This window comes from Streptomyces sp. NPDC094147 (genome assembly GCF_044764265.1).
Lineage (GTDB): Bacteria > Actinomycetota > Actinomycetes > Streptomycetales > Streptomycetaceae > Streptomyces.
On record NZ_JBIWHT010000002.1, the window covers coordinates 145929 to 169309 of the forward strand.

A 23381-nucleotide genomic window follows, 5' to 3' on the forward strand; every position below is an offset into this window, starting at 1 on the left:
GCGAGCGTATGGCCGAAACGGTGCGGTCGCGAGTGCTGGGTGCCGGTTCCTCCCCGCGCCGGTGCCCCCCCCACCCTGCGTCCTCAATCGCCGGACGGGCTGGGTTCGCCGGTTCCTGGGCGGCCGTGCGGGGCGCCCGGCTCGGCCTCGCCCGCACCGACCGCCACCGCCAGACCGGGCGGACTACCGCAGGGGCTGGAGCCGGCGTCTCACTGCTCGCGGCGCCTGATCTTGTTTCCCAGCCACACCAGCGGGTCGTACTTGCGGTCCACCGCCCGCTCCTTCAGCGGGATCAGCGCATTGTCGGTGATCTTGATGTGCTCGGGGCACACCTCCGTACAGCACTTGGTGATGTTGCAGTAGCCGAGGCCGTGGTCGTCCTGCGCGGTCTTCTTGCGGTCCAGGCCCGACTCGGCGGCCGCGTCCAAGGGGTGCATGTCGAGCTCCGCGACCCGCATCAGGAAGCGCGGGCCCGCGAAGGCCGCCTTGTTCTCCTCGTGGTCGCGCACCACGTGGCAGGTGTCCTGGCACAGGAAGCACTCGATGCACTTGCGGAACTCCTGCGAGCGCTCCACGTCGATCTGCTGCATCCGGTAGTCGCCCGGCGCCACCCCCTTCGGCGGGACGAACGCCGGGACCTCGCGCGCCTTCGCGTAGTTGAAGGACACGTCGGTCACCAGGTCCCGGACAACCGGGAAGGCCCGCAGGGGAGTTACGGTGATGACGTCCGCCCGGTCGAACACCGACATCCGCGTCATGCACATCAGCCGCGGGCGCCCGTTGATCTCCGCGCTGCACGAACCGCACTTGCCCGCCTTGCAGTTCCAGCGGACCGCGAGGTCGGGCGCCTGGGTCGCCTGGAGGCGGTGGATGATGTCGAGGACCACCTCGCCGTCGTTCACCTCGACCGTGAAGTCGGTCAGCTCGCCGCCGCCGGTGTCGCCCCGCCAGACCCGGAAGCTCGCATCGTACGTACTCACTCGTACAGCTCCTCTTCGGCGAGGTACTTGACCAGCTCCTCCTTCTCGAAGAGGGAGAGCAGGTCGGCACGGATGGGGTCGGTCTCTTCCCGTACGAGCCTGATCTGGCCGCGCACCGCTTCGGTGGGCGCCAACCCCTCGGTGGGGTCGGCGAGTTGGCACAGCAGGTTCACCCGGCGCCAGGCGCGGTCCATGGCCGGCCAGTCCTCGCGGGTGTGGCCGCCGCGGCTCTCGGTGCGCTCCAGCGCGGCCCGCGCCACGCACTCGCTCACGAGCAGCATGTTGCGCAGGTCGAGCGCCAGGTGCCAGCCCGGGTTGAACTGGCGGTGCCCCTCGACCCCGGCGCGCCGGGCCCGCGCCCGCAGCGCGGCGAGCTTCTGCAGGGCCTCGTGCATCTCGCCCTCGCGGCGGATGATGCCGACCAGGTCGTTCATGGTCTGCTGGAGTTCCTGGTGGAGGGTGTACGGGTTCTCGACGGGGGAGCCGTCGTCGGGGGCCTCGGCGCTGAAGGGGCGCAGGGCCTCGGCGGCCGCCGTGTCGATCTGGATCTCGTCCACGGCGGGGCGCACGGCGAGGGAGGCCGCGTACTCGGCGGCGTGCAGCCCGGCCCGCCGGCCGAACACCAGCAGGTCGGAGAGCGAGTTGCCGCCGAGCCGGTTGGAGCCGTGCATGCCGCCCGCGACCTCACCGGCCGCGAACAGGCCGGGCACGCCCCGGGCCGCCGCGGTGTCGGATGCGACCGCGATGCCGCCCATCACGTAGTGGCAGGTGGGCCCGACCTCCATCGCCTCGGCCGTGATGTCCACGTCCGCCAGCTCCTTGAACTGGTGGTACATGGACGGCAGCCGGCGCCGGATCACCTCGGCCGGCATCCGGGTCGACACGTCGAGGAAGACCCCGCCGTGCGGGGAGCCGCGGCCCGCCTTCACCTCGGAGTTGATGGCGCGGGCGACCTCGTCGCGGGGCAGCAGCTCGGGCGGCCGGCGGTTGTGGTCCGGGTCCTCGTACCAGCGGTCGCCCTCCTCCTCGGACTCCGCGTACTTCTCCTTGAAGACGTCCGGCACGTAGTCGAACATGAAGCGCCTGCCGTCGGCGTTGCGCAGCACCCCGCCGTCGCCGCGCACCGACTCGGTGACCAGGATGCCCTTCACCGAGGGCGGCCAGACCATGCCCGTGGGGTGGAACTGCACGAACTCCATGTTGAGCAGCGGCGCCCCGGCGAGCAGCGCGAGCGCGTGGCCGTCGCCGGTGTACTCCCACGAGTTGGAGGTCACTTTGAAGGACTTGCCGATGCCACCGGTGGCGAGGACCACCGCGGGGGCTTCGAGCACGAAGAACCGGCCGCTCTCGCGCTCGTAGCAGAACGTCCCCGAGACGCGGCCGCCCTCGTCCTTCAACACCCGTGTGACGGTGCACTCCTGAAAGACCTTCAGGCGTGCTTCGTAGTCGCCGAACTCCTTCTTGTCCTCCTGCTGGAGCGAGACGATCTTCTGCTGGAGGGTGCGGATGAGTTCCAGGCCGGTGCGGTCGCCGACGTGCGCGAGGCGCGGGTACTCGTGGCCGCCGAAGTTGCGCTGCGAGATCCGGCCGTCCGCGGTGCGGTCGAACAGGGCGCCCCAGGTCTCCAGCTCCCAGACCCGGTCCGGTGCCTCCCTGGCGTGCAGCTCGGCCATCCGCCACTGGTTGAGGAACTTCCCGCCGCGCATGGTGTCGCGGAAGTGCACCTGCCAGTTGTCGCCGGAGTTGACGTTGCCCATGGAGGCCGCGATGCCGCCCTCCGCCATGACGGTGTGGGCCTTGCCGAAGAGGGACTTGCAGATCACCGCCGTACGCCGGCCCCGCTCCCGCGCCTCGATGGCGGCCCGCAGACCGGCGCCGCCCGCGCCCACCACGACGACGTCCCACTGCTGCCGTTCCAGCTGAGTCATTCAGGCTGCCTTCACTTAGAAGAACCTCGGATCGTCGAACGCCCCGGTGGCCAGGAGGTACACATAGAAGTCGGCGAGCGCGACGCTGATCAACGACGCCCAGGCCAGCAGCATGTGACGCTCATTCAGCTTGCCCACCCAGCCCCAGAGCCGGTAGCGCACCGGGTGCTTGGAGAAGTGCCGCAGCCGGCCGCCGATGATGTGCCGGCAGGAGTGGCAGGACAGCGTGTACGTCCAGATCAGCGCGATGTTGACCAGGAACACCAGGCTGCCGAGGCCCATGTGGCCCCACCGGTAGTGCTCGTCGCGGAACGAGAGCACCGTGTCGTACGTCAGGATCCCGGCGACCAGGACCGCGAAGTAGAAGAAGTACCGGTGGACGTTCTGCAGGATGAGCGGGAAGCGGGTCTCGCCGGAGTACTTGGTGTGCGGCTCGGCGACCGCGCAGGCGGGCGGTGAGGCCCAGAAGCCCCGGTAGTACGCCTTGCGGTAGTAGTAGCAGGTCAGCCGGAAGCCGAGCGGGAAGATCAGGATCAGGAGCGCGGGGGACAGGCCCCACCAGCCGCCGAAGACGTCCGCGTTCGGGCCGTGCCGCATCGGTGCGCAGTTGTCGGCGAGGCACGGGGAGTAGAACGGCGAGACGTACGGCGCGTGGTAGTAGTCCGCGTTCGCGAACGCCCGCCAGGTCGAGTACACGACGAAGGCGAGCAGTCCGGCGGCGGTCACGGCCGGGGCGAGCCACCAGCGGTCGGTGCGCAGATGGCGGGGTGCGATGGCGGCGCGCGAGGCGTCGTGGACGCCGGTGCCGCCCCCCGCCGGGGGAGAGGGTTCGGTGTCTGTGGCCAAGAGTGGCTCCAGTGGAAGTCAGGGGGCGCGCCGGCCGCGGGCCCGGGTGCTCCCGAGCCCTTCGTCGTCCGAGTCGGTCCAGAGGGAGGTGTCGTACGGGGCGTCGGGGATCGTGACCAGGTCGGGGCGGGCGGGGGTGCCGGCGGGCGGGGCCGCGTCGCGGAGCAGTGCGAGGCTCTCGCGCAGATGGTCGGCGTCGGTCCGTACCCGCCTGATGTCCAGGCCGTGCTCGACCTGCGCCTCAAGCCGTCCTACCGCGCGCACCAGGTCGTCCAGGCAGCGCTGGGCCGCCGTCAACTCGTCCTGCAGGGACATGACTTGCCTGCCTTTCGCCGGAGCGGGTGGCAATGTTCATGCGCCTGAGAGTGTCGCGCCTCACATACGCGGTTGTGAAGGTGCGTGCACGGGGTTGCGGGGTTGCGGATTGTGCTCGCGCGCCCTATGGGGTGCCCGGCGTGAGGAGTCCGGCCCCGGGCCGCGTTCGGCCGCACGGGTGGGCTTCGGGGTGCCCCGCGCCGTGTCGCCGCCCCGGCGGCGGGCCCGTCCTCTTCAGTGGCTGGGATACGTGTGATCATCGCGAAATGCCATCAAATCCCATAAGTCTGACGAAGAGGTACAAGCCATGTCCCACGTCGGTGACCCGAACGGGAGGGCGCCCCGGATCGTCGCGGCGATCCGGACCGCGGCCTCGGTCCGGTCGCGCTCCGTCGCGCTCCTGACCAGCGGTGTGCTCGCGCTCCCCGTGCTGACCGGCTGCGGCTCCGCCGACCACGGGACCGCGGGCGCCGCGCCCCAGGACATCGGGGTCGCGGCGCGGGCGCAGGTCGCCGACGGGGGCACCTTGAAGTGGGCCGTCGACGCGATGCCCGAGACCCTCAACACCTTCCAGGCCGACGCCGACACCGCGACCCAGCGGGTCGCCCAGGCGGTGCTGCCCGCGCTGTTCACCCTGGACGAGCGGGGCCGGCCGCAGCGCAACGCCGACTACCTGGAATCCGCCGAGATCGTCCAGCGCGAACCCAAACAGGTCGTGCTCTACAAGCTGAACCAGAAGGCGGTGTGGAGCGACGGCCGCGAGATCGGCGCCCCCGACTTCGTCGCCCAGTGGCGCGCGCTCAGCGGCAAGGAGTCGGCGTACTGGACCGCCCGCAACGCCGGATACGAGCGCATCGAGAAGATCGAGAAAGGCGCCAACGACCTGGAGGTCAAGGTCACCTTCGCCAAGCCGTACGCGGACTGGCGCTCCCTGTTCAGCCCGCTCTACCCGAAGGACGTCACCGGCACCCCGGACGCCTTCAACGACGGCGCCCGGCAGAAGCTGAAGGCCACCGCGGGACCGTTCCGCCTCAAGGACGCCGATCGCGCCAAGGGCACCATCACCCTGGACCGCAACCCGCGCTGGTGGGGGCACCTCGCCAAGCTGGACACCCTGGTCCTGCAGGCCGTGCCGCGCGACAAGCGGGCGGCCGCCCTCGCCGACGGCAGCGTCGACCTCGCCGAGATCGACCGCGCGGACGCCGACCGCATCAAGCTCGCCGAACGCGACCAGGGCGGCCAGGTACTCACCCACGGACCCGGCGCCGCCATCACCCCCGCCTCCGCGCTGCACTCCTGGGCCATCGCGCACAGCGGCGACGACGACAAGGCCGAGGCGGAGGTCACGGCCCGCAAGGAGCAGACGGCGGCCGTCGAGAAGTACGCCACCGAGCAGAGCGCGCTGCGCGGCTTCGCCATCCGCAAGACGCTGGAGCCCGCCTACACCCAGCTCGCCCTGAACGGCGCCTCCGGTCCGCTCTCCGACGAGCGGGTCCGGCGCGCGGTGGCCCGCGCCCTCAACCGCCAGGAGCTCGCCGAGGCCGTGCTCAGGCCGCTCGGGCTGCCCGCGCAGCCGCCCGGCAGCCATCTCGCACTGGTCGGGCAGGACGCGTACACGGACAGCAGCGACGCGCTGGGCAGCCACGACGGCCAGGAGGCGCGGGCGCTGCTCGCCGACGCCGGGTGGACGGTCAGTGGCGCCCGCCAGAAGCCCAAGGACGGCGCAGCCAAGGCCGGCGGCAATGCCGAGGACGCCGAGAACGAGACCGACGACGGCAAGCGCCGGGCGAGCGGGAACCACCCCAACGACGAGGGCACCTACATCGTCGGCGACGACAAGCCCGGCAGCTCCGGATCCGGCGCCGGATCGGGTACGCATGTGCTCGCCCCGGCCCGCACCGCCGCCCTCCAGAAGATCGCGCTGCTGCGCCAGGCCCGGCTCTTCGACGGCGAGCCCGCCGAGCAGGCGAACAAGGCCGCCACCGACAAGCGCACCAAGACCGAGGCCCGGCTGAAGGGCGGCGCCCCCGGCGCGTACGCCCCCAAGGGCACCGCGGCGCCGGCCGCCGGCGGCCCGCTCGGCAAGGACGGCAAGCCCCTCACCCTGCGCTTCGTCCTGCCGTCGGGCCCCGGTTCCGAGGCGCTGCGCGGCGTGGGCGACAAGATCGTGGCGATGCTGAAGGCGGTCGGCGTCAACACCGAGATCGTCAAGGTCGCCGACGACAGCTACTTCAAGGACCACATCGCCTCGGGCGACTTCGACCTGGCGCTCTACTCGTGGCCCGGCACCGCCTATCCGGCCACCGACGACCGGCCGATCTTCGCCAAGCCGGAGCCCGCGGCGGACGGCTCGCTGCTTGTCGAGCAGAACTACAGCCGGGTCGGCACCGACCACATCGACCAGCTCTTCGAGCAGGCGGCCGGCGCGTTGGACGAGGACGAGGCCCGTGACCTGGTGAAGAAGGCCGACGCCAGGATCTGGGCGGCGGCCGGCTCGATCCCGCTCTACCAGCGTCCCCAGCTGGTCGCCGTGAAGCCGAACGTCGCCAATGCCGGCGCCTTCGGCTTTGCCGCCCCGCACTTCCAGGACATCGGGTTCAAGAAGCCGGAAACGGCGCGCGACAGCTCCGCGAACACTAAGAAGTAGTCGCGTAAGGAGAAGAAGAACCAGCAGGTCAGGCGCGGGACGGAAACCCGGCCCGAAGCTCAGAACCAGCTCAAGTCACTTGCCCGCCGACCCGGTCGGCGGGCAAGGTCGTGCATGCCCCTGACCCAGGCTCAATCACGACGCCAACCCCTGCTCGAAGATCGCCGGAATCGGCCCGGGAGGCCGTCGGCGCGGCGGCCCCGTACCATGGAGGCAGCCGTGGCCTGTCTGCCCGGCGGGCGGACGAGGACTCGACCGCGTCAGACGCCTGATCCCACGATCGAGAGAAGCGCTAGCCAGCATGCCCACGCGCCACGACATCCGTAACGTCGCCATCGTCGCCCACGTCGACCACGGCAAGACCACCCTGGTCGACGCCATGCTCAAGCAGGCCGGTGCCTTCGCCGCGCACGCCGCCGAGTCGCTCGACGACCGCATGATGGACAGCAACGACCTGGAGCGTGAGAAGGGCATCACGATCCTGGCCAAGAACACGGCCGTCAAGTACCACCCCAAGGATGGCGGCGACGTCATCACCATCAACATCATCGACACCCCGGGCCACGCCGACTTCGGTGGCGAGGTCGAGCGCGGTCTGTCGATGGTGGACGCGGTGGTCCTCCTCGTCGACGCCTCCGAGGGCCCGCTGCCGCAGACCCGCTTCGTGCTCCGCAAGGCGCTCCAGCAGCGCCTGCCCGTCATCCTCTGCATCAACAAGACGGACCGCCCGGACTCCCGGATCGACGAGGTCGTCAACGAGACCTACGACCTGTTCCTGGACCTGGACGCGGACGAGGACCAGATCGAGTTCCCGATCGTCTACGCCTGCGCCCGTGACGGCGTCGCGTCGCTGACCAAGCCGGAGGACGGCACCGTCCCGGCCGACAGCGACAACCTGGAGCCGTTCTTCTCGACGATCCTCTCCCACGTCCCGGCCCCCGAGTACGACGAGACCGCCCCGCTGCAGGCCCACGTCACCAACCTCGACGCCGACAACTTCCTCGGCCGCATCGCGCTGCTCCGCGTCGAGCAGGGCGAGCTGCGCAAGGGCCAGACGGTCGCGTGGATCAAGCGGGACGGCACCATCTCCAACGTCCGCATCACCGAGCTGATGATGACCGAGGCGCTCACCCGCAAGCCCGCCGAGGTGGCCGGCCCCGGTGACATCTGCGCGGTCGCGGGCATCCCCGAGATCATGATCGGCGAGACCCTGGCCGACCCGGAGAACCCGATCGCGCTGCCGCTGATCACGGTCGACCAGCCGGCCATCTCGATGACCATCGGCACCAACACCTCGCCGCTCGTCGGCCGCGGCGGCTCCGGCAAGGGCGCCGACGCCAAGGCGACCGTCAAGGACCGCAAGGTGACGGCCCGTCAGGTCAAGGACCGCCTGGACCGCGAGCTGATCGGCAACGTCTCGCTCCGCGTGCTCGACACCGAGCGCCCGGACGCCTGGGAGGTCCAGGGCCGCGGTGAGCTCGCGCTGGCGATCCTGGTCGAGCAGATGCGCCGCGAGGGCTTCGAGCTCACCATCGGCAAGCCGCAGGTCGTCACCAAGCAGGTCGACGGCAAGACGCACGAGCCGGTCGAGCGCCTGACCGTCGACGTCCCCGAGGAGCACATGGGCGCGGTCACGCAGCTCATGGGTGTCCGCAAGGGCCGCATGGACAACATGTCCAACCACGGTTCCGGCTGGGTCCGCATGGAGTTCGTCGTCCCGTCCCGCGGCCTCATCGGCTTCCGTACGGAGTTCCTGACCAACACCCGCGGCACCGGCATCGCCCACTCGATCCACGAGGGCCACGAGCCGTGGTTCGGCACGCTGACGACCCGTAACAACGGCTCCCTCGTCGCCGACCGCGCCGGTTCGGTCACCCCCTTCGCCATGATCAACCTGCAGGAGCGCGGTGTGCTGTTCACCGAGCCCGGCACCGAGGTCTACGAGGGCATGATCGTCGGCGAGAACTCGCGCGCCGACGACATGGACGTGAACATCACCAAGGAGAAGAAGCTCACCAACATGCGTGCGGCCTCCGCGGACAACACGGAGAACGTGGTCCCGGCCCGCAAGCTCTCCCTGGAGCAGTCCCTGGAGTTCTGCCGCGACGACGAGTGCGTCGAGGTGACCCCGGAGGCCGTGCGCATCCGCAAGGTCGTCCTGGACGCCAAGGAGCGCGGCCGCACCGCCTCCCGCGCCAAGCGCGGCTGACACTCCGTACGCCCCGAAGGCCCGGCTCCGCGACTCGTCGCGGGGCCGGGCCTTCGGCGTTGGTGTTCGTGTTTGGACGGCCGGGTGCACACCTGCGGGGGACCGCGTTCAAAGGACTGTCAAAGAGCCTCGCGGACTGTGGCCGGGACGTCCTACGGTCAAGTCGTTTTAACGGCCATCCTGTTCGGATATCGAGCAGCGGTCACCGGAAGATGTGTTAACGGTCCGTTTCGGGTGTGTCTGTCTGTGCTCATTTTGTCCGGATTTCGGGCCGTTGACCGTTACTGATGTTGTCAAAACGAGACCCTTTAAGTGTGGTTTACAGCCCGGCCGTACTTAATAGTTGGCTCCATTGAGCTCGGGTCAATGGGTCACGCACTGTGGGGAGTGCCGACTCACGAGCACACTCGGGGCACTTGACGTAAAAGCGCTGTCAGGGGTGTCAGCGCGCGTAGAAGTGCCTCTCTTGTAGTGACAAGTGGACTCATGAGGAGGAAACCCATGCGTGGTGCTACGAGCGCCAAGTGGGTCGCGGGAGCGGCAATCATCGCCCTGGCTGCGACCGCCTGTGGCGGTGGCGGCGGGGACAAGAGCACCAGCGGGGCCGGGAAGGCGGGCGGCACGTTCCGCCTGGGCATCACGGAGCCCGTGGCCATCGACCCGTACAACGTCCAGGAGTCTGAGGGCAGCCTCGTCGCGCACAACCTGTTCACCGGGCTGTACAACGCGACGCCGGACGGGAAGCTCATCCCGCAGCTCGCCGAGTCCGTGACGACCAGCGACGACGGCAAGACCTGGACCTTCAAGATCAAGTCCGGCACCAAGTTCACCAACGGCGAAGTGGTGGACGCCGAGGCGTTCATCCGCGGTTGGACCCGTGTCGCGGCCAAGGCCTCCGCCTCCGACGTCGCCTACCCGATGGAAGGCATCGAGGGCTACAAGGAGCTCAACGGCGGCACGAGCGACAAGTTCAGCGGTCTGACCGCGCCGGACGCCAACACCCTCAAGGTGCAGCTGTCCGCTCCGGACTTCGAGTTCGACAAGAAGACCGTGCACACCGTCTTCAGCCCGGTCCCGAAGGTCGCCGGCGCCGCGACCAACAAGGCGTACAACGACGCCCCGATCGGCAACGGCCCGTTCAAGATGGACGGTTCGTGGCAGCACAACAAGTCGATCACGCTGCTCCGCAACGACGACTACGGTCTGACCAAGGCCAAGCTCGACAAGGTTGAGATCTCCATCCTCAACTCGGCCAACGGCGTCACCCTGGAATACCAGGGCTTCCAGTCCGGCCAGTTCGACTGGGCGCGCATGCCCACGCCGCAGATGCCGGTCGCGAAGGCCAAGTTCGAGCCGAAGAAGGAATGGATCGAGGCCGACACCAGCGGTATCAACTACCTGGTCGCCTTCAACCAGAACGCTCCGCTCAACAACCCCGACGCGCGCAAGGCGATCTCGTACGCGATCGACCGCGAGGCCATCGCCAAGGGCGTCTTCCAGGGCATGCAGAAGCCCGCCACCTCCGTGCTGCCGCCGTCCTTCGCGGACACCTACCAGGACGGTGTCTGCACCTCCTGCGTGAAGCAGGACCCGGCGAAGGCCAAGGAGTACGCGGCCAAGGGCGGTCTGAAGCCGGGCACCGAGCTCGACTTCGGCTACAACACGGGCGCCGGTCACGAGGAGTGGGTCCAGGCTGTCGCACAGCAGCTGAAGGACGTCCTCGGCCTCAACGTCAAGCTGAACGGCAAGCCGTTCAAGGAGGCGCTGTCCCAGCAGCAGGACCAGGCGACGAGCGGCCTGTGGCGCTCGGCGTGGGGCGCGGACTACCCGACCCCGGACAACTTCCTGTACCCGCTGCTCGACTCGGGCTCGATCAACGCGGACCCGAAGACCGGCAAGGCGCTCGGTGACAACCGCGGTCGCTACACCAACCCGGAGTTCGACAAGCTGATCACGCAGGCCCGCGGCACCAAGGACCCGGCCGCCCGCGCCAAGGTCTACCAGCAGGCCGAGAAGCTCGCCGTCGACACGGACCAGGGCCTCATCCCGCTGTGGAAGCGCACCCAGTTCCGTCTGGCCGACACCACGAAGTTCACCAACGTGAAGCTGGACTTCTTCGAGAACCCGAATCTCGCCGAGATCGCGTCGAAGTAGCACACCTCCTCATAGCAGGTAGGCGAAGGTCGTGGGGGTCGGAGCACTTCTTCGCTCCCCCACGGCCTTCGCTCAGTCACGGGCGCACCCCCTCGGACCGGCGCCCGCCGCGGCCGCTCTCCCGATCGGATGAAGCCGCCAACCCCCACGCTCAGTAAGTGAAGGAGGCATCGTGGGCAGATACGTGATTCGGCGACTCGGGCAGATGGTGGTCGTCCTCTTCGGTGCGACGATTGTTCTTTTCTGCTGTCTCTTCGTCCTCCCCGGCGACCCGGTGGGTTCGCTCGGCGGTGACAAGGCCCGCGACCCCGCCGTCGTGGAACAGCTCCGGGAGAGGTACGGGCTGAACGACCCGCTCCCCGTGCAGTACGGCCATTTCGTTCAGAACCTGGCCAAGGGCGACCTGGGTGAGGACTTCACCCAACGGCGCCCGGTGACCGAGGTGTTGAAGCCCAAGCTGGTCAACACCGCGGAGCTGGCGGTGGCGGCCATCCTCATCGACATCGTCATCGGCCTGCTGGCCGGACTGATCGCCGCCCTGTTCCGGTACTCCTTCTGGGACGTGCTGATCACGCTGCTCACCACGATGGCGGTCGGCTTCCCGTCCTTCGTCATCGGCATGGTGCTGCAGAAGGTCTTCGTGGTCCAGCTCGAATGGGTCCCGCTGATCTCCGACGGCACGATGAAGTCGCTGATCCTGCCGGCCTTCACGCTCGCCATCCTCGACGCCGCACTCGTCGCCAGACTCATGCGCGGCACCATGCTGGAGGTGCTGCGGGCCGACTACGTCAAGACGGCCATCGCGAAGGGTCTGCCGCAGCGGACCGTGCTCTTCAAGCACGTCATGCGCAACTCGATCATCCCGGTGGTCACCTACCTGGGTATCTCCTTCGGCACGCTGCTCGGTGGCGCTCTCATCACCGAGGCGATCTTCAACTGGGACGGCATCGGGCTCGCCCTGGTCACCGCGGTACAGCAGCAGAACAACCCGATCATCATCGGCGTGGTGACCTTCGGCGTCGCCGTGTTCGTGCTGCTCAACCTGATCGTCGACCTGTTGTACGCGGTCCTCGACCCGCGCATCCGTCTCGCCTGATCCCAGGCAGCCCGTTCTAGGAGTCACACCCATGACCGAGCTCACCAAGAGCACAGCGTCGGCGGGGGGCGCGAACGCTCCGGCGAACGACGCGAAGGCAGAGGCGGAACCCGCCGTCGCCCGCGTCACCCAGTGGGGCGAGATCCGCCACCGCTTCCTCGCCAACAAGCTTGCCGTCGTCGGCCTCGCGCTGGTCGGCCTGCTGTTCCTCGTCGCGATCTTCGCTCCGCTGATCGCGCCCGCGGACCCGTACCACCAGGACCTCACCAACACCCTTCAGGCGCCGGGCGGTTCACACTGGCTCGGCACCGACGCGCTGGGCCGCGACCAGTTCTCGCGCATCATCTACGGCAGCCGCATCGCCGTCATCGTCGGCCTGGCATCGATCTTCCTGGCCTGCCTCATCGGCGTCATCGTGGGTTCGCTGGCCGGCTACTTCGGCCGCGCCACCGACTCCGTCCTGATGCGCATCGCCGACGTCTTCTTCGCCTTCCCGCTGCTCATCGGCGCCATCGTGATCATCATCGTGATGGGCCGCGGCGTGATGCCTGTGATCATCTCGCTGGCCGTCTTCTCCTGGCCGACGGTCTCCCGACTGCTGCGCAGCTCGATCCTCTCCGTCCGAGAGGCCGACTACGTGCACGCCGCTCGGGCCCTGGGCGCGAGTACCTCGCGGATCATCGTGCGGCACATCATCCCCAACTCCATCGCCGCCGTGATGGCGTACGCCGCCTTCAACGTCGGTGGCGCCATCGTGGCCGAGGCGTCGCTGTCCTTCCTGGGCGTCGGCGTCAGCCCGGAGACCCCGGAGTGGGGCAACATGCTGGCCGCCGCCAAGGACTTCATGGGCGTCAAGGACTACCTGTGGACCTACCCCAGCATCGCGATCGTGCTGACGGTCCTTGGCTTCGTTTTCGTTGGTGACGGGCTCCGCGACGCCCTTGACCCGAAGCTGCGCTAGAAGGGCGGCACCACCACATGACTACTGCACACGTGACCGCGGAAGTGCCCGGCCAGCGGGCCGGCGACAGCGACGGCCCGGTGCTCGACGTGCGCGACCTGCACGTCGAGTTCAAGACCCGCGAGGGCATCGTCAAGGCCGTCAACGGCGTCAACTACAGCGTCAAGTCCGGCGAGACGCTCGCCGTGCTCGGCGAGTCGGGCTCCGGCAAGTCCGTGACGGCCCAGGCCATCATGGGCATCCTCGACTCGCCTCCCGGGCGGGTCGCCAAGGGCGAGATCCTCTTCCAGGGCCAGGACATCCTGAAGCTCCCGGAGAGCGAGCGGCGCAAGCTGCGCGGCCCGAAGATGGCGATGATCTTCCAGGACGCGCTGTCCGCGCTCAACCCGGTGTTCTCCGTCGGCAACCAGCTGGGCGAGATGTTCCGCGTCCACCAGGGCATGTCCAAGAAGGACGCCAAGGTCAAGTCCATCGAGCTGATGGAGCGGGTGAAGATCCCCGCTGCCCGCAGCCGGGTCAACGACTACCCGCACCAGTTCTCCGGCGGCATGCGCCAGCGCATCATGATCGCCATGGCGATGGCCCTGGAGCCCGACCTGATCATCGCGGACGAGCCCACCACGGCGCTCGACGTGACGGTCCAGGCCCAGGTCATGGACCTGCTCCAGGACCTCCAGCGCGAGTACAACATGGGGCTCATCCTGATCACCCACGACCTGGGTGTGGTCGCCGACGTCGCCGACAAGATCGCGGTGATGTACGCGGGCCGGATCGTCGAGGAGGCCCCGGTCCACGAGATCTACAAGCGCCCCGCGCACCCGTACACGCGGGGTCTGCTCGACTCGATCCCGCGCCTGGACCAGAAGGGCCAGGAGCTGTACGCGATCAAGGGCCTGCCGCCCAACCTGCTGAAGGCGCCGTCCGGTTGCGCCTTCAACCCGCGCTGCCCCAAGGCGCAGGACATCTGCCGTACCGACGTTCCGGCACTCCTGCCGGTGACCGAGCGGGACGGCACCGAGCTGGTCGGTCGCGGCAGTGCCTGCCACTTCTGGAAGGAGCAGATCCATGGCTGACACGAACAAGAGGGACGACGCCGTGGACGACGCCACCCCCAACGTCACCGAGGTCGAAACGGTCGACGCGGCCACCGAGGCGGAGGCCGTGGCCGCCATCGAGGCCCCGGTCGACCGCGGTGAGCCGATCCTTCAGGTGCGCAACCTGGTCAAGCACTTCCCGCTGACCCAGGGCATCCTGTTCAAGAAGCAGATCGGCGCGGTCAAGGCCGTCGACGGCATCTCCTTCGACCTCTTCCAGGGCGAGACGCTCGGCATCGTCGGCGAGTCCGGCTGCGGCAAGTCCACCGTCGCCAAGGTGCTCATGCTCCTGGAGGCGGCGACCGCCGGCGAGGTCTTCTACAAGGGCCAGGACATCACCAAGCTGTCCGGGCGCGCCCTGAAGGCCGTCCGCCGCAACATCCAGATGGTGTTCCAGGACCCGTACACCTCGCTCAACCCGCGCATGACGGTGGGCGACATCATCGGGGAGCCGTTCGAGATCCACCCCGAGGTGGCTCCGAAGGGCGACCGGCGGCGCAAGGTCCAGGAGCTCCTGGACGTCGTGGGTCTCAACCCGGAGTACATCAACCGGTACCCGCACCAGTTCTCCGGCGGTCAGCGCCAGCGCATCGGCATCGCCCGCGGCCTGGCCCTGAACCCCGAGATCATCATCTGCGACGAGCCGGTCTCCGCCCTGGACGTGTCCGTCCAGGCGCAGGTCATCAACCTGATGGCGAAGCTGCAGGACGAGTTCAACCTGTCCTACATCTTCATCGCGCACGACCTGTCGATCGTCCGGCACATCTCCGACCGGGTCGGCGTGATGTACCTCGGCAAGATGGCCGAGATCGGCACCGACCAGCAGATCTACGAGCACCCCACGCACCCGTACACCCAGGCACTGCTCTCGGCCGTCCCGGTCCCGGACCCGGAGGCCCGCGAGCACCGCGAGCGGATCATCCTCACCGGTGACGTGCCCTCGCCGGCCAACCCGCCGTCGGGCTGCCGCTTCCGCACCCGCTGCTGGAAGGCCGAGGACCGCTGCGCCACCGAGGTGCCGGTGCTCGCCGTCCCGGAGCGGTTCGCGGGACAGGACACTCCGGCCGCGCACGAGTCGGCCTGTCACTTCGCCGAGGAGAAGGACGTCGTCGGCGCGGCGTGATCCGGCGGCCGGGCCCGTGGTTCTCCTCCGATCCGGAAGAGAAGCACGGGCCCGGCTGTGTTGTGTCAACCACCGTCGCCGGTAAGGGAGTTGTCGGCCGATGCTGCACCATGTCGAGCTGTGGGTTCCCGACCTCGGGCCGGCCAAGCAGTCGTGGGGCTGGCTCCTGGAGAGCCTCGGCTACCGCCCGTACCAGGACTGGCGGGCCGGCCGCAGCTGGCTCGGCGGCGAGACGTACGTCGTGGTGGAGCAGTCCCCGGCGCAGACCTCGGCGTCGCACGAGCGCACCCGGCCCGGCCTCAACCACCTCGCCTTCCACGTCACCGACCGGGCCGCCCTCGACGCACTGGTCGAGGCGGCGCCCGAGCACGGCTGGACCCTCCTCTTCCCCGACCGGCACCCCTTCGCGGGCGGCCCCGCGCACTGTGCCGGGTATCTGGAGAACGCGGCCGGGTTCGAGGTCGAGCTGGTCGTGCGGCCCCCTTCCCCGGGGCAGGCGCCCGACCCCCGGCCGGCGGCGGAAGGCGAAGCCCCGCTGCGCTTCCAGGAGCTGACCGGGTACGGGCTGCGGCTGCGGGCCTGGCGGGACGACGACGCGGATGTGGACGCGGTGATCCGGGGCCTCAACGATCCCGAGGCGCTGCGCTGGGGCCCGCCCGTCGCGCTCGTGGATCCGGCCGGCGCCCGGGAATTCGTCAGCAGATGCGCCGACCGCTGGGCCGGCGGCAGGTTCGCCCCCTACTGTGTCGCCGACGCGGACACCGACGCCCCGCTCGGCAGCGTCGCCCTGCACAACATCTTCCTCCCGATGGGCCACGCGGGCGTCGGCTACTGGCTGCTGCCCGAGGCCCGCGGGCGCGGTGCGACGACCAACGCCGTGAATCTGCTGACCGGTTGGGCGTTCGCCACCCTCGGGCTGCACCGCATCGAGCTGGGCCACGCGATCGGCAACGACTCCTCGTGCCGGGTGGCCGAGCGCTGCGGCTTCGCGTACGAGGGCATCGCGCGCGGCTACCTGCCGGGCACCCCGGCCGGCACCTTCCACGACATGCACCAGCACGCCCGCCTCTCCACGGACCCGGCGCCGGGAGGCCCCGGCGGGTGAACCCGCCGGGAGCACCGTTCCGTCCGGCGGACTTAAAGGTGCGCCCTCTGCACTCCCAGGGTGATATTTGGGCCTAAGCGGGACTTAGGACTCAAGCCGGACTCTAGGAGGACGCCATGCGCGGAGCCACGCACGCCAAGTGGGCCGCAGGTGCGGCGGTCGTCGCCCTGGCGGCGGCGGCCTGCGGTGGCGGGGGGAGTGGCGGTGGTGGCGGCGGCGCCAACGGAATCGTCAGTTCGTCCTGGGGCGACCCGCAGAACCCGCTCGAACCCGCCAACACCAACGAGGTCCAGGGCGGCAAGGTCCTCGACATGCTCATGCGCGGTCTCAAGCGGTACGACCCGAAGACCGGCGAGGCCAAGAACATGCTCGCCAGCGCGATCGAGACGACCGACTCGCAGAACTTCAAGGTCACGCTGAAGGACGGCTGGACGTTCTCCAACGGCGAGAAGATCACCGCCAAGTCCTTCGTGGACGCCTGGAACTACGGCGCGAACCTGAAGAACAACCAGAAGAACGCGTCGATGTTCGCCTACATCGACGGCTACGCCGACGTCCACCCCAAGAGCGGCAGCCCGACAGCCCAGACCATGTCCGGCCTCAAGGTAGTGGACGACAAGAACTTCACCGTCAAGCTCCACCAGAAGTTCTCCACCTGGCCCGACACCCTCGGCTACCCGGCGTTCGCGCCGCTGCCCACGGCGTTCTTCGACAACCACGCGGCCTGGCTGTCCAAGCCCGTCGGCAACGGGCCGTACACGGTGGACTCGTACACCAAGGGCTCCAAGCTGTCGATGCGCAAGTGGGCCGGGTACATGGGCGACGACAAGGCGCAGAACGGCGGCATCGACCTCAAGGTCTACACCGACAACAACACCGCCTACACCGACCTGACGGCCGGCAACCTCGACCTCGTGGACGACGTGCCCGCCTCCCAGCTCAAGAACGTCAAGGCCGACCTCGGCGACCGGTACATCAACACCCCGGCCGGCATCATCCAGACCCTCGCCTTCCCGTACTACGACGCCGCCTGGAACACTCCGAACGCGGTCAAGGTCCGCACGGGCCTGTCGATGGCGATCAACCGCCGGCAGATCACCGACACCATCTTCCAGAAGACCCGCACCCCCGCCACCGACTGGACCTCGCCGGTGCTCGGCGAGAGCGGCGGCTACAAGGCCGGGCTCTGCGGCGCCGCCTGCGCCTACAACCCCACCGAGGCGAAGAAGCTCATCACCGAGGGCGGCGGCATCCCCGGCGGGCAGCTGAAGATCTCGTACAACGCGGACACCGGCTCGCACAAGGAATGGGTCGACGCCATCTGCAACAGCGTCAACAACGCGCTGGGCAACGACAGGGCGTGCGTGGGCAACCCGGTCGGCACCTTCGCCGACTTCCGCAGCCAGATCACCCAGTCCAAGATGAGCGGCCCCTTCCGGGCGGGCTGGCAGATGGACTACCCGCTGATCCAGAACTTCCTCCAGCCGCTGTACTACACCGGCGCCTCCTCCAACGACGGCAAGTGGACCAACGCCGAGTTCGACAAGCTGGTCGACCAGGCCAACGCCGAGACCGACAAGGCGAAGGCGGTCGCCGCCTTCCAGCAGGCCGAAGGGGTGCTGCGGGACCAGATGGGCGCCATCCCGCTCTGGTACCAGAACGGCAGCGCCGGCTACTCCTCCCGCGTCTCCAACGTCTCGCTGAACCCCTTCAGCGTCCCGGTCTACGACCAGATCAAGGTCAGCTGACGCCGCGAGGCGGACGGCCCGGCGCTCTTGGCGGCGCCGGGCCGCGCCCCTTGCGAGTTCCGACGACCCCCGGAGGGCCCCATGGGACGGTATGTGATCCGGCGTCTGCTCCAGATGATCCCGGTCTTCTTCGGCGCCACGCTGCTGATCTTCCTGATGGTCAACGTGATGGGGGATCCGATCGCCGGGCTCTGCGGAGACAAGGCCTGTGATCCGGCCACCGCCGCCCAGCTCAAGAGGGAGTTCGGCCTCGACAAGCCGGTGTGGCAGCAGTACCTGACGTACATGGGGAACGTGTTCACCGGCGACTTCGGGACCGCGTTCAACGGGCAGCGGGTCACCGAGCTGATGTCCGCCGCCTTCCCCGTCACCATCCGGCTGACCATCGTGGCGATCATCTTCGAGATCGTCATCGGCATCAGCCTCGGAGTGGTCACCGGGCTGCGGCGCGGCCGGCCCGTCGACACCGTCGTCCTGATGCTGACGCTCGTCGTCATCGCCATCCCCGTCTTCGTCACCGGACTGCTGTTGCAACTGCTGCTCGGTGTCGAGTGGGGCGTCATCAAACCCACCGTGTCCCCGGAGGCGCCGTTCAACGAACTCCTGCTCCCCGGGCTCGTGTTGGCGTCCGTGTCGCTCGCGTATGTCACCCGGCTCACCAGGACCTCGATCGCCGAGAACGCCCGCGCGGACTACGTGCGCACCGCCGTCGCCAAGGGCCTGCCGCGACGGCGGGTGATCACCAGGCACCTGCTGCGCAACTCGCTGATCCCCGTCGTCACCTTCATCGGCACCGACGTCGGCGCGCTGATGGGCGGTGCGATCGTCACCGAGCGGATCTTCAACATCCACGGCGTCGGCTACCAGCTCTACCAGGGCATCCTGCGCCAGAGCACCCAGACCGTGGTCGGCTTCGTGACCGTGCTCGTGCTGGTCTTCCTGATCGCCAACCTCATCGTCGACCTCCTGTACGCCGTACTCGACCCGAGGATCCGCTATGCCTGAGCCTTTCGACGACGGAGCGATCGCCGCGACGGGGGCCGGCGGCGCGATGGACCTCGCGGCGAGCGAGGCGGCGACGCTGGAGCAGCCGCCATCAGCCGCCTCCGGCGGACGGGCCCCAGGCGGGCCGCTCGGCACGGGACCCTCCGAGAAGCCGCGCTCGCTGTGGTCGGACGCCTGGCGCGATCTGCGCCGCAACCCCGTCTTCATCATCGCCGGCCTCGTCATCCTCTTCCTGGTGGTCATCGCGATCTGGCCGTCGCTGATCGCGAGCGGCAACCCGCTCAAGTGCGACCTCGCCAAGGCCCAGCTGGGCTCCGCGCCCGGCCACCCCTTCGGCTACGACGGGCAGGGCTGCGACGTCTACACGCGTACGGTCCACGGCGCCCGCGCCTCGGTCACCGTCGGCGTGTGCACCACCGTCGGCGTCGCCCTGTTCGGCTCGGTCGTCGGCGGGCTCGCCGGGTTCTTCGGCGGCGGCTGGGACGCGCTGCTCTCCCGCGTCACCGACATCTTCTTCGGCATCCCCGTGGTCCTCGGCGGCCTCGTCTTCCTGTCGGTGGTCACCTCCACCACCGTCTGGCCGGTCATCGGCTTCATGATCCTGCTCGGCTGGCCGCAGATCGCCCGCATCGCGCGCGGCTCGGTCATCACCGCCAAGCAGAACGACTACGTCCAGGCGGCCCGCGCGCTCGGCGCCTCCAACTCCCGGATGCTGCTGCGCCACATCGCGCCCAACGCGGTCGCCCCCGTCATCGTCGTGGCGACCATCGCGCTCGGTACGTTCATCGCGCTCGAAGCGACGCTCTCCTACCTCGGCGTCGGCCTGAAGCCGCCCACCGTCTCCTGGGGCATCGACATCTCGGCCGCCTCCCAGTACATCCGCAACGCCCCGCACATGCTGCTCTGGCCGGCGGGCGCGCTGGCGATCACGGTGCTCGCGTTCATCATGCTCGGCGACGCGGTGCGCGACGCCCTCGACCCCAAGCTGCGTTGAGGAGCCAGACCATGCTGCTCGAAGTGCGCGATCTGCAGGTGGAGTTCACGACGCGGGACGGGGTGGCCAAGGCCGTCAACGGGGTCGACTACTCGGTGGCGGCGGGCGAGACGCTGGCCGTGCTCGGCGAGTCCGGCTCCGGGAAGTCCGTCACCGCGCAGGCCGTGATGGGGATCCTGGACATGCCGCCGGGACGGATCACCGGCGGCGAGATCATCTTCCAGGGCAAGGACCTCCTCAAGCTCAAGGAGGAAGAGCGGCGCAGGATCCGCGGCTCCCAGATGGCCATGATCTTCCAGGACGCGCTGTCCTCGCTGAACCCCGTGCTCAGCGTGGGCGACCAGCTCTCGGAGATGTTCACCGTCCACCGCGGCATGTCGCGCAAGGACGCCAGGGCCAAGGCCGTCGAGCTGATGGACCGGGTGCGCATCCCCGCCGCCAAGGAGCGCGTCGGCCAGTACCCGCACCAGTTCTCCGGCGGCATGCGCCAGCGCATCATGATCGCGATGGCGATGGCCCTGGAACCGTCCCTGATCATCGCGGACGAGCCGACCACCGCCCTCGACGTCACCGTGCAGGCCCAAGTCATGGATCTGCTGGCCGAGTTGCGGCGCGAGCTGAACATGGGGCTCATCCTGATCACCCACGACCTGGGCGTGGTCGCCGACGTCGCCGACAAGATCGCGGTGATGTACGCGGGCCGCATCGTCGAGCAGGCCCCGGTGCACCAGATCTACCGGGCGCCGGCGCATCCGTACACCAAGGGCCTCCTGGAGTCGATCCCGCGCCTGGACCAGAAGGGCCAGGAGCTGTATGCGATCAAGGGGCTGCCGCCGAACCTGCTGCACATTCCGCCGGGCTGCGCCTTCAACCCGCGCTGCCCGATGGCCCAGGACATCTGCCGCACCGATGTGCCGCCGCTGTTCGAGGTGGCCGAGGACCGGCAGAGCGCGTGCTTCTTCTGGAAGGAGACCCTCGATGGCTGAGGCCATTCTGGAGGTCCGGGACCTGGTCAAGCACTACCCGCTGACCCAGGGCATCCTCTTCAAGAAGCAGATCGGCGCGGTCAAGGCCGTCGACGGCGTCTCCTTCGACCTGGTGGCCGGCGAGACGCTCGGCATCGTGGGCGAGTCCGGCTGCGGCAAGTCGACCGTCGCGAAGATGCTGGTCAACCTGGAACGGCCGACCGCCGGGCAGATCAAGTACAAGGGCGAGGACATCACCGAGATGTCGGGCCGGGCCCTCAAGGCCGTGCGCCGCAACATCCAGATGGTGTTCCAGGACCCGTACACCTCGCTCAACCCGCGCATGACGGTCGGCGACATCATCGGGGAGCCGTACGAGATCCACCCGGAGGTCGCGCCGAAGGGGAACCGCCGCAAGAAGGTCCAGGACCTGCTCGACGTGGTGGGACTCAACCCCGAGTACATCAACCGCTACCCCCACCAGTTCAGCGGCGGCCAGCGCCAACGCATCGGCATCGCACGGGGGTTGGCGCTCCAGCCGGAGATCATCGTCGCGGACGAACCGGTCTCCGCGCTCGACGTGTCGGTCCAGGCGCAGGTCGTGAACCTCCTCGACCGGCTGCAGAACGAGTTCTCGCTGTCGTACGTGTTCATCGCCCACGACCTGTCCATCGTGCGGCACATCTCCGACCGGGTCGGGGTGATGTACCTGGGCCGGATCGTCGAGATCGGCCGCGACGAGGAGATCTACGAGCACCCCACGCACCCCTACACCCAGGCGCTGCTCTCGGCGGTGCCGGTGCCGGACCCCTCGGCCCGCGCGCACCGCGAACGGATCATCCTGACCGGTGACGTGCCGTCCCCCGCGAACCCGCCGTCCGGCTGCCCCTTCCGCACTCGGTGCTGGAAGGCGCAGGAGCGGTGCGCGCAGGAGGTGCCGCTGCTCGCCGTGCCGGCCGAGTTCCGGCTGCTGGAGGGGCCCGCGCACCACCCCTCGTCGTGCCACTTCGCCAAGGAGAAGCGGGTGGTGCCGATGGAGGAGCCGGGGCCGGACGCGGGTTAGGGGGTGTCCGGCGCCTCCTCGATCGCGAGCAGCGCCGGGTCGAGGACCACGTCCTCGTCCCGGGCCGCGACCGTCGGATCCTCCGGGAAGTGACACGCCGTCAGATGGCCCTCCCGGTTGCCTTCGACGCGTACCAGCGGGGGAGTCTCCCGGGCGCACCTGTCCTGCGCCTTCCAGCACCGGGTGCGGAAGCGGCAGCCCGACGGCGGGTTCACCGGCGAGGGCACGTCGCCGGCCAGCCGGATGCGCTCGCGGCCCTCGCCCGCCTCGTCCACCACGGCCTCCGGCACCGCCGAGAGCAGCGCGTGGGTGTACGGGTGGCGCGGTCGCTGGTAGATCGACTCGCGGTCGCCGACCTCGACGATCCGGCCCAGGTACATCACGGCGACCCGCTGCGAGAAGTGCCGCACGATCGCCAGGTCGTGGGCGATGAAGAGGAAGGCGATGTCCAGCTCCCGCTGGAGCTCCTGGAGCAGGTTGACCACCTGGGCCTGGATCGACACGTCGAGCGCCGAGACCGGCTCGTCGGCCACGATCAGCTTCGGCTCCATGCCCAACGCCCGTGCCACGCCGATGCGTTGGCGCTGACCGCCGGAGAACTCGTGCGGGAAGCGGTTGTAGTGCTCCGGGTTCAGGCCGACGGTCTCCAGGAGCTCGCGGACCCGGTGCTCGACGCCGCCCGGCGGCTTGATGCCGTTGACCACCATCGGGTTGGCGATGATGTCGCCGACCGTCTGGCGCGGGTTGAGCGAGGCGTACGGGTCCTGGAAGATCATCTGGATCTCGGACCTGATCGGGGCGAGGGTCCGCCGGGAGGCGTGGGTGATGTCCTGGCCGGCGTAGACGATCCTTCCCGCGCTGGGTTCGAGGAGGCGGGTGATCAGGCGGCCGGTGGTCGACTTTCCACAGCCGGACTCGCCGACCAGGCCGAGGGTCTCGCCCCGCCCGATGCTGAGGTCGATCCCGTCCACCGCGCGCACGTCGCCGACGTGCCGCTTGAGGAGGAACCCCATGGTGATCGGGAAGTACTTGGCGAGGCCGGTCACTTCGAGCAGCGGGCCGGTGGCGCCGGGCCGGGGCGCGGGCGCCCTGCCCGGCGGCTTGGCGAGGCTGGTGGCTTTCTCACTCATGGCGATGTCCCGCATCCT

General features: G+C 69.1%; 18 protein-coding genes. 13 read left to right on the forward strand and 5 right to left on the reverse strand.

Annotation, left to right across the window (positions count from 1 at the left end; genetic code table 11):
- Positions 1-209 precede the first annotated feature (209 nt).
- Genes ACIQ8J_RS06085 through ACIQ8J_RS06100 form a run of 4 tightly spaced genes read right to left on the reverse strand, consistent with a single transcriptional unit; the run spans position 210 to position 4069 of the window.
- A complete protein-coding gene (locus tag ACIQ8J_RS06085; RefSeq protein WP_403267232.1) occupies positions 210-980 on the reverse strand; it encodes a succinate dehydrogenase/fumarate reductase iron-sulfur subunit in 771 nt (256 codons plus the stop codon).
- Positions 977-2908 carry a fumarate reductase/succinate dehydrogenase flavoprotein subunit gene (locus ACIQ8J_RS06090; protein ID WP_403267229.1) on the reverse strand — a complete coding sequence of 644 codons (1932 nt, stop codon included), beginning with the start codon at positions 2906-2908 and terminating at the stop codon, positions 977-979. The genes ACIQ8J_RS06085 and ACIQ8J_RS06090 overlap by 4 nt, the downstream gene beginning before the upstream one ends.
- A 15-nt stretch (positions 2909-2923) precedes the next feature.
- The gene (locus tag ACIQ8J_RS06095) at positions 2924-3754 is read right to left on the reverse strand and encodes a hypothetical protein (RefSeq protein ID WP_403267226.1); all 831 of its coding nucleotides are present in this window, start codon (positions 3752-3754) and stop codon (positions 2924-2926) included.
- Positions 3755-3772: 18 nt separating this feature from the next.
- Entirely contained in the window at positions 3773-4069 is a 297-nt protein-coding gene (locus ACIQ8J_RS06100; RefSeq protein WP_403267223.1) for a hypothetical protein, read from the reverse strand.
- Between the two features lie 307 nt (positions 4070-4376).
- On the opposite strand from ACIQ8J_RS06100, the gene ACIQ8J_RS06105 reads away from it, so the two are divergent.
- From ACIQ8J_RS06105 to ACIQ8J_RS06165, 13 genes are all read left to right on the forward strand, one after another.
- Complete coding sequence (locus ACIQ8J_RS06105) at positions 4377-6716, forward strand: ABC transporter family substrate-binding protein (protein ID WP_403267220.1); 2340 nt, start codon at positions 4377-4379, stop codon at positions 6714-6716.
- A 301-nt stretch (positions 6717-7017) separates the two neighbouring features.
- Entirely contained in the window at positions 7018-8925 is a 1908-nt protein-coding gene (gene typA, locus ACIQ8J_RS06110) for a translational GTPase TypA (protein WP_403267217.1), read from the forward strand.
- 501 nt (positions 8926-9426) lie between these two features.
- Positions 9427-11079: an ABC transporter substrate-binding protein gene (locus ACIQ8J_RS06115; RefSeq protein WP_403267215.1), complete on the forward strand. Its 1653-nt coding sequence runs from the start codon at positions 9427-9429 to the stop codon at positions 11077-11079.
- 172 nt (positions 11080-11251) lie between these two features.
- Positions 11252-12175, forward strand: coding sequence for an ABC transporter permease (locus tag ACIQ8J_RS06120; RefSeq protein ID WP_399054413.1), 924 nt, complete (start codon positions 11252-11254; stop codon positions 12173-12175).
- A 31-nt stretch (positions 12176-12206) separates the two neighbouring features.
- Entirely contained in the window at positions 12207-13136 is a 930-nt protein-coding gene (locus ACIQ8J_RS06125) for an ABC transporter permease (RefSeq protein WP_403267212.1), read from the forward strand.
- A 17-nt stretch (positions 13137-13153) separates the two neighbouring features.
- Positions 13154-14209: an ABC transporter ATP-binding protein gene (locus ACIQ8J_RS06130; protein ID WP_403267210.1), complete on the forward strand. Its 1056-nt coding sequence runs from the start codon at positions 13154-13156 to the stop codon at positions 14207-14209.
- Positions 14202-15353, forward strand: a complete 1152-nt coding sequence (locus ACIQ8J_RS06135) for an ABC transporter ATP-binding protein (protein ID WP_403267207.1) — start codon at positions 14202-14204, stop codon at positions 15351-15353. The genes ACIQ8J_RS06130 and ACIQ8J_RS06135 overlap by 8 nt, the downstream gene beginning before the upstream one ends.
- A gap of 100 nt (positions 15354-15453) precedes the next feature.
- Positions 15454-16458, forward strand: a complete 1005-nt coding sequence (locus tag ACIQ8J_RS06140; RefSeq protein WP_403267204.1) for a GNAT family N-acetyltransferase — start codon at positions 15454-15456, stop codon at positions 16456-16458.
- Between the two features lie 116 nt (positions 16459-16574).
- The gene (locus ACIQ8J_RS06145; protein ID WP_403267202.1) at positions 16575-18206 is read left to right on the forward strand and encodes an ABC transporter substrate-binding protein; all 1632 of its coding nucleotides are present in this window, start codon (positions 16575-16577) and stop codon (positions 18204-18206) included.
- An 81-nt stretch (positions 18207-18287) separates the two neighbouring features.
- Complete coding sequence (locus tag ACIQ8J_RS06150; RefSeq protein ID WP_403267199.1) at positions 18288-19211, forward strand: ABC transporter permease; 924 nt, start codon at positions 18288-18290, stop codon at positions 19209-19211.
- On the forward strand, positions 19204-20205 hold the full coding sequence (locus ACIQ8J_RS06155) for an ABC transporter permease (protein ID WP_403267197.1): 1002 nt from the start codon (positions 19204-19206) through the stop codon (positions 20203-20205). The genes ACIQ8J_RS06150 and ACIQ8J_RS06155 overlap by 8 nt, the downstream gene beginning before the upstream one ends.
- A gap of 11 nt (positions 20206-20216) precedes the next feature.
- Complete coding sequence (locus ACIQ8J_RS06160) at positions 20217-21191, forward strand: ABC transporter ATP-binding protein (protein WP_403267194.1); 975 nt, start codon at positions 20217-20219, stop codon at positions 21189-21191.
- On the forward strand, positions 21184-22233 hold the full coding sequence (locus ACIQ8J_RS06165) for an ABC transporter ATP-binding protein (protein WP_403267191.1): 1050 nt from the start codon (positions 21184-21186) through the stop codon (positions 22231-22233). The genes ACIQ8J_RS06160 and ACIQ8J_RS06165 overlap by 8 nt, the downstream gene beginning before the upstream one ends.
- On the opposite strand, the gene ACIQ8J_RS06170 is transcribed toward ACIQ8J_RS06165, so the two are convergent.
- Positions 22230-23363, reverse strand: a complete 1134-nt coding sequence (locus tag ACIQ8J_RS06170) for an ABC transporter ATP-binding protein (RefSeq protein ID WP_403267188.1) — start codon at positions 23361-23363, stop codon at positions 22230-22232. The two genes, ACIQ8J_RS06165 and ACIQ8J_RS06170, sit on opposite strands and share 4 nt — an antisense overlap.
- Between the last annotated feature and the right edge of the window lie 18 nt (positions 23364-23381).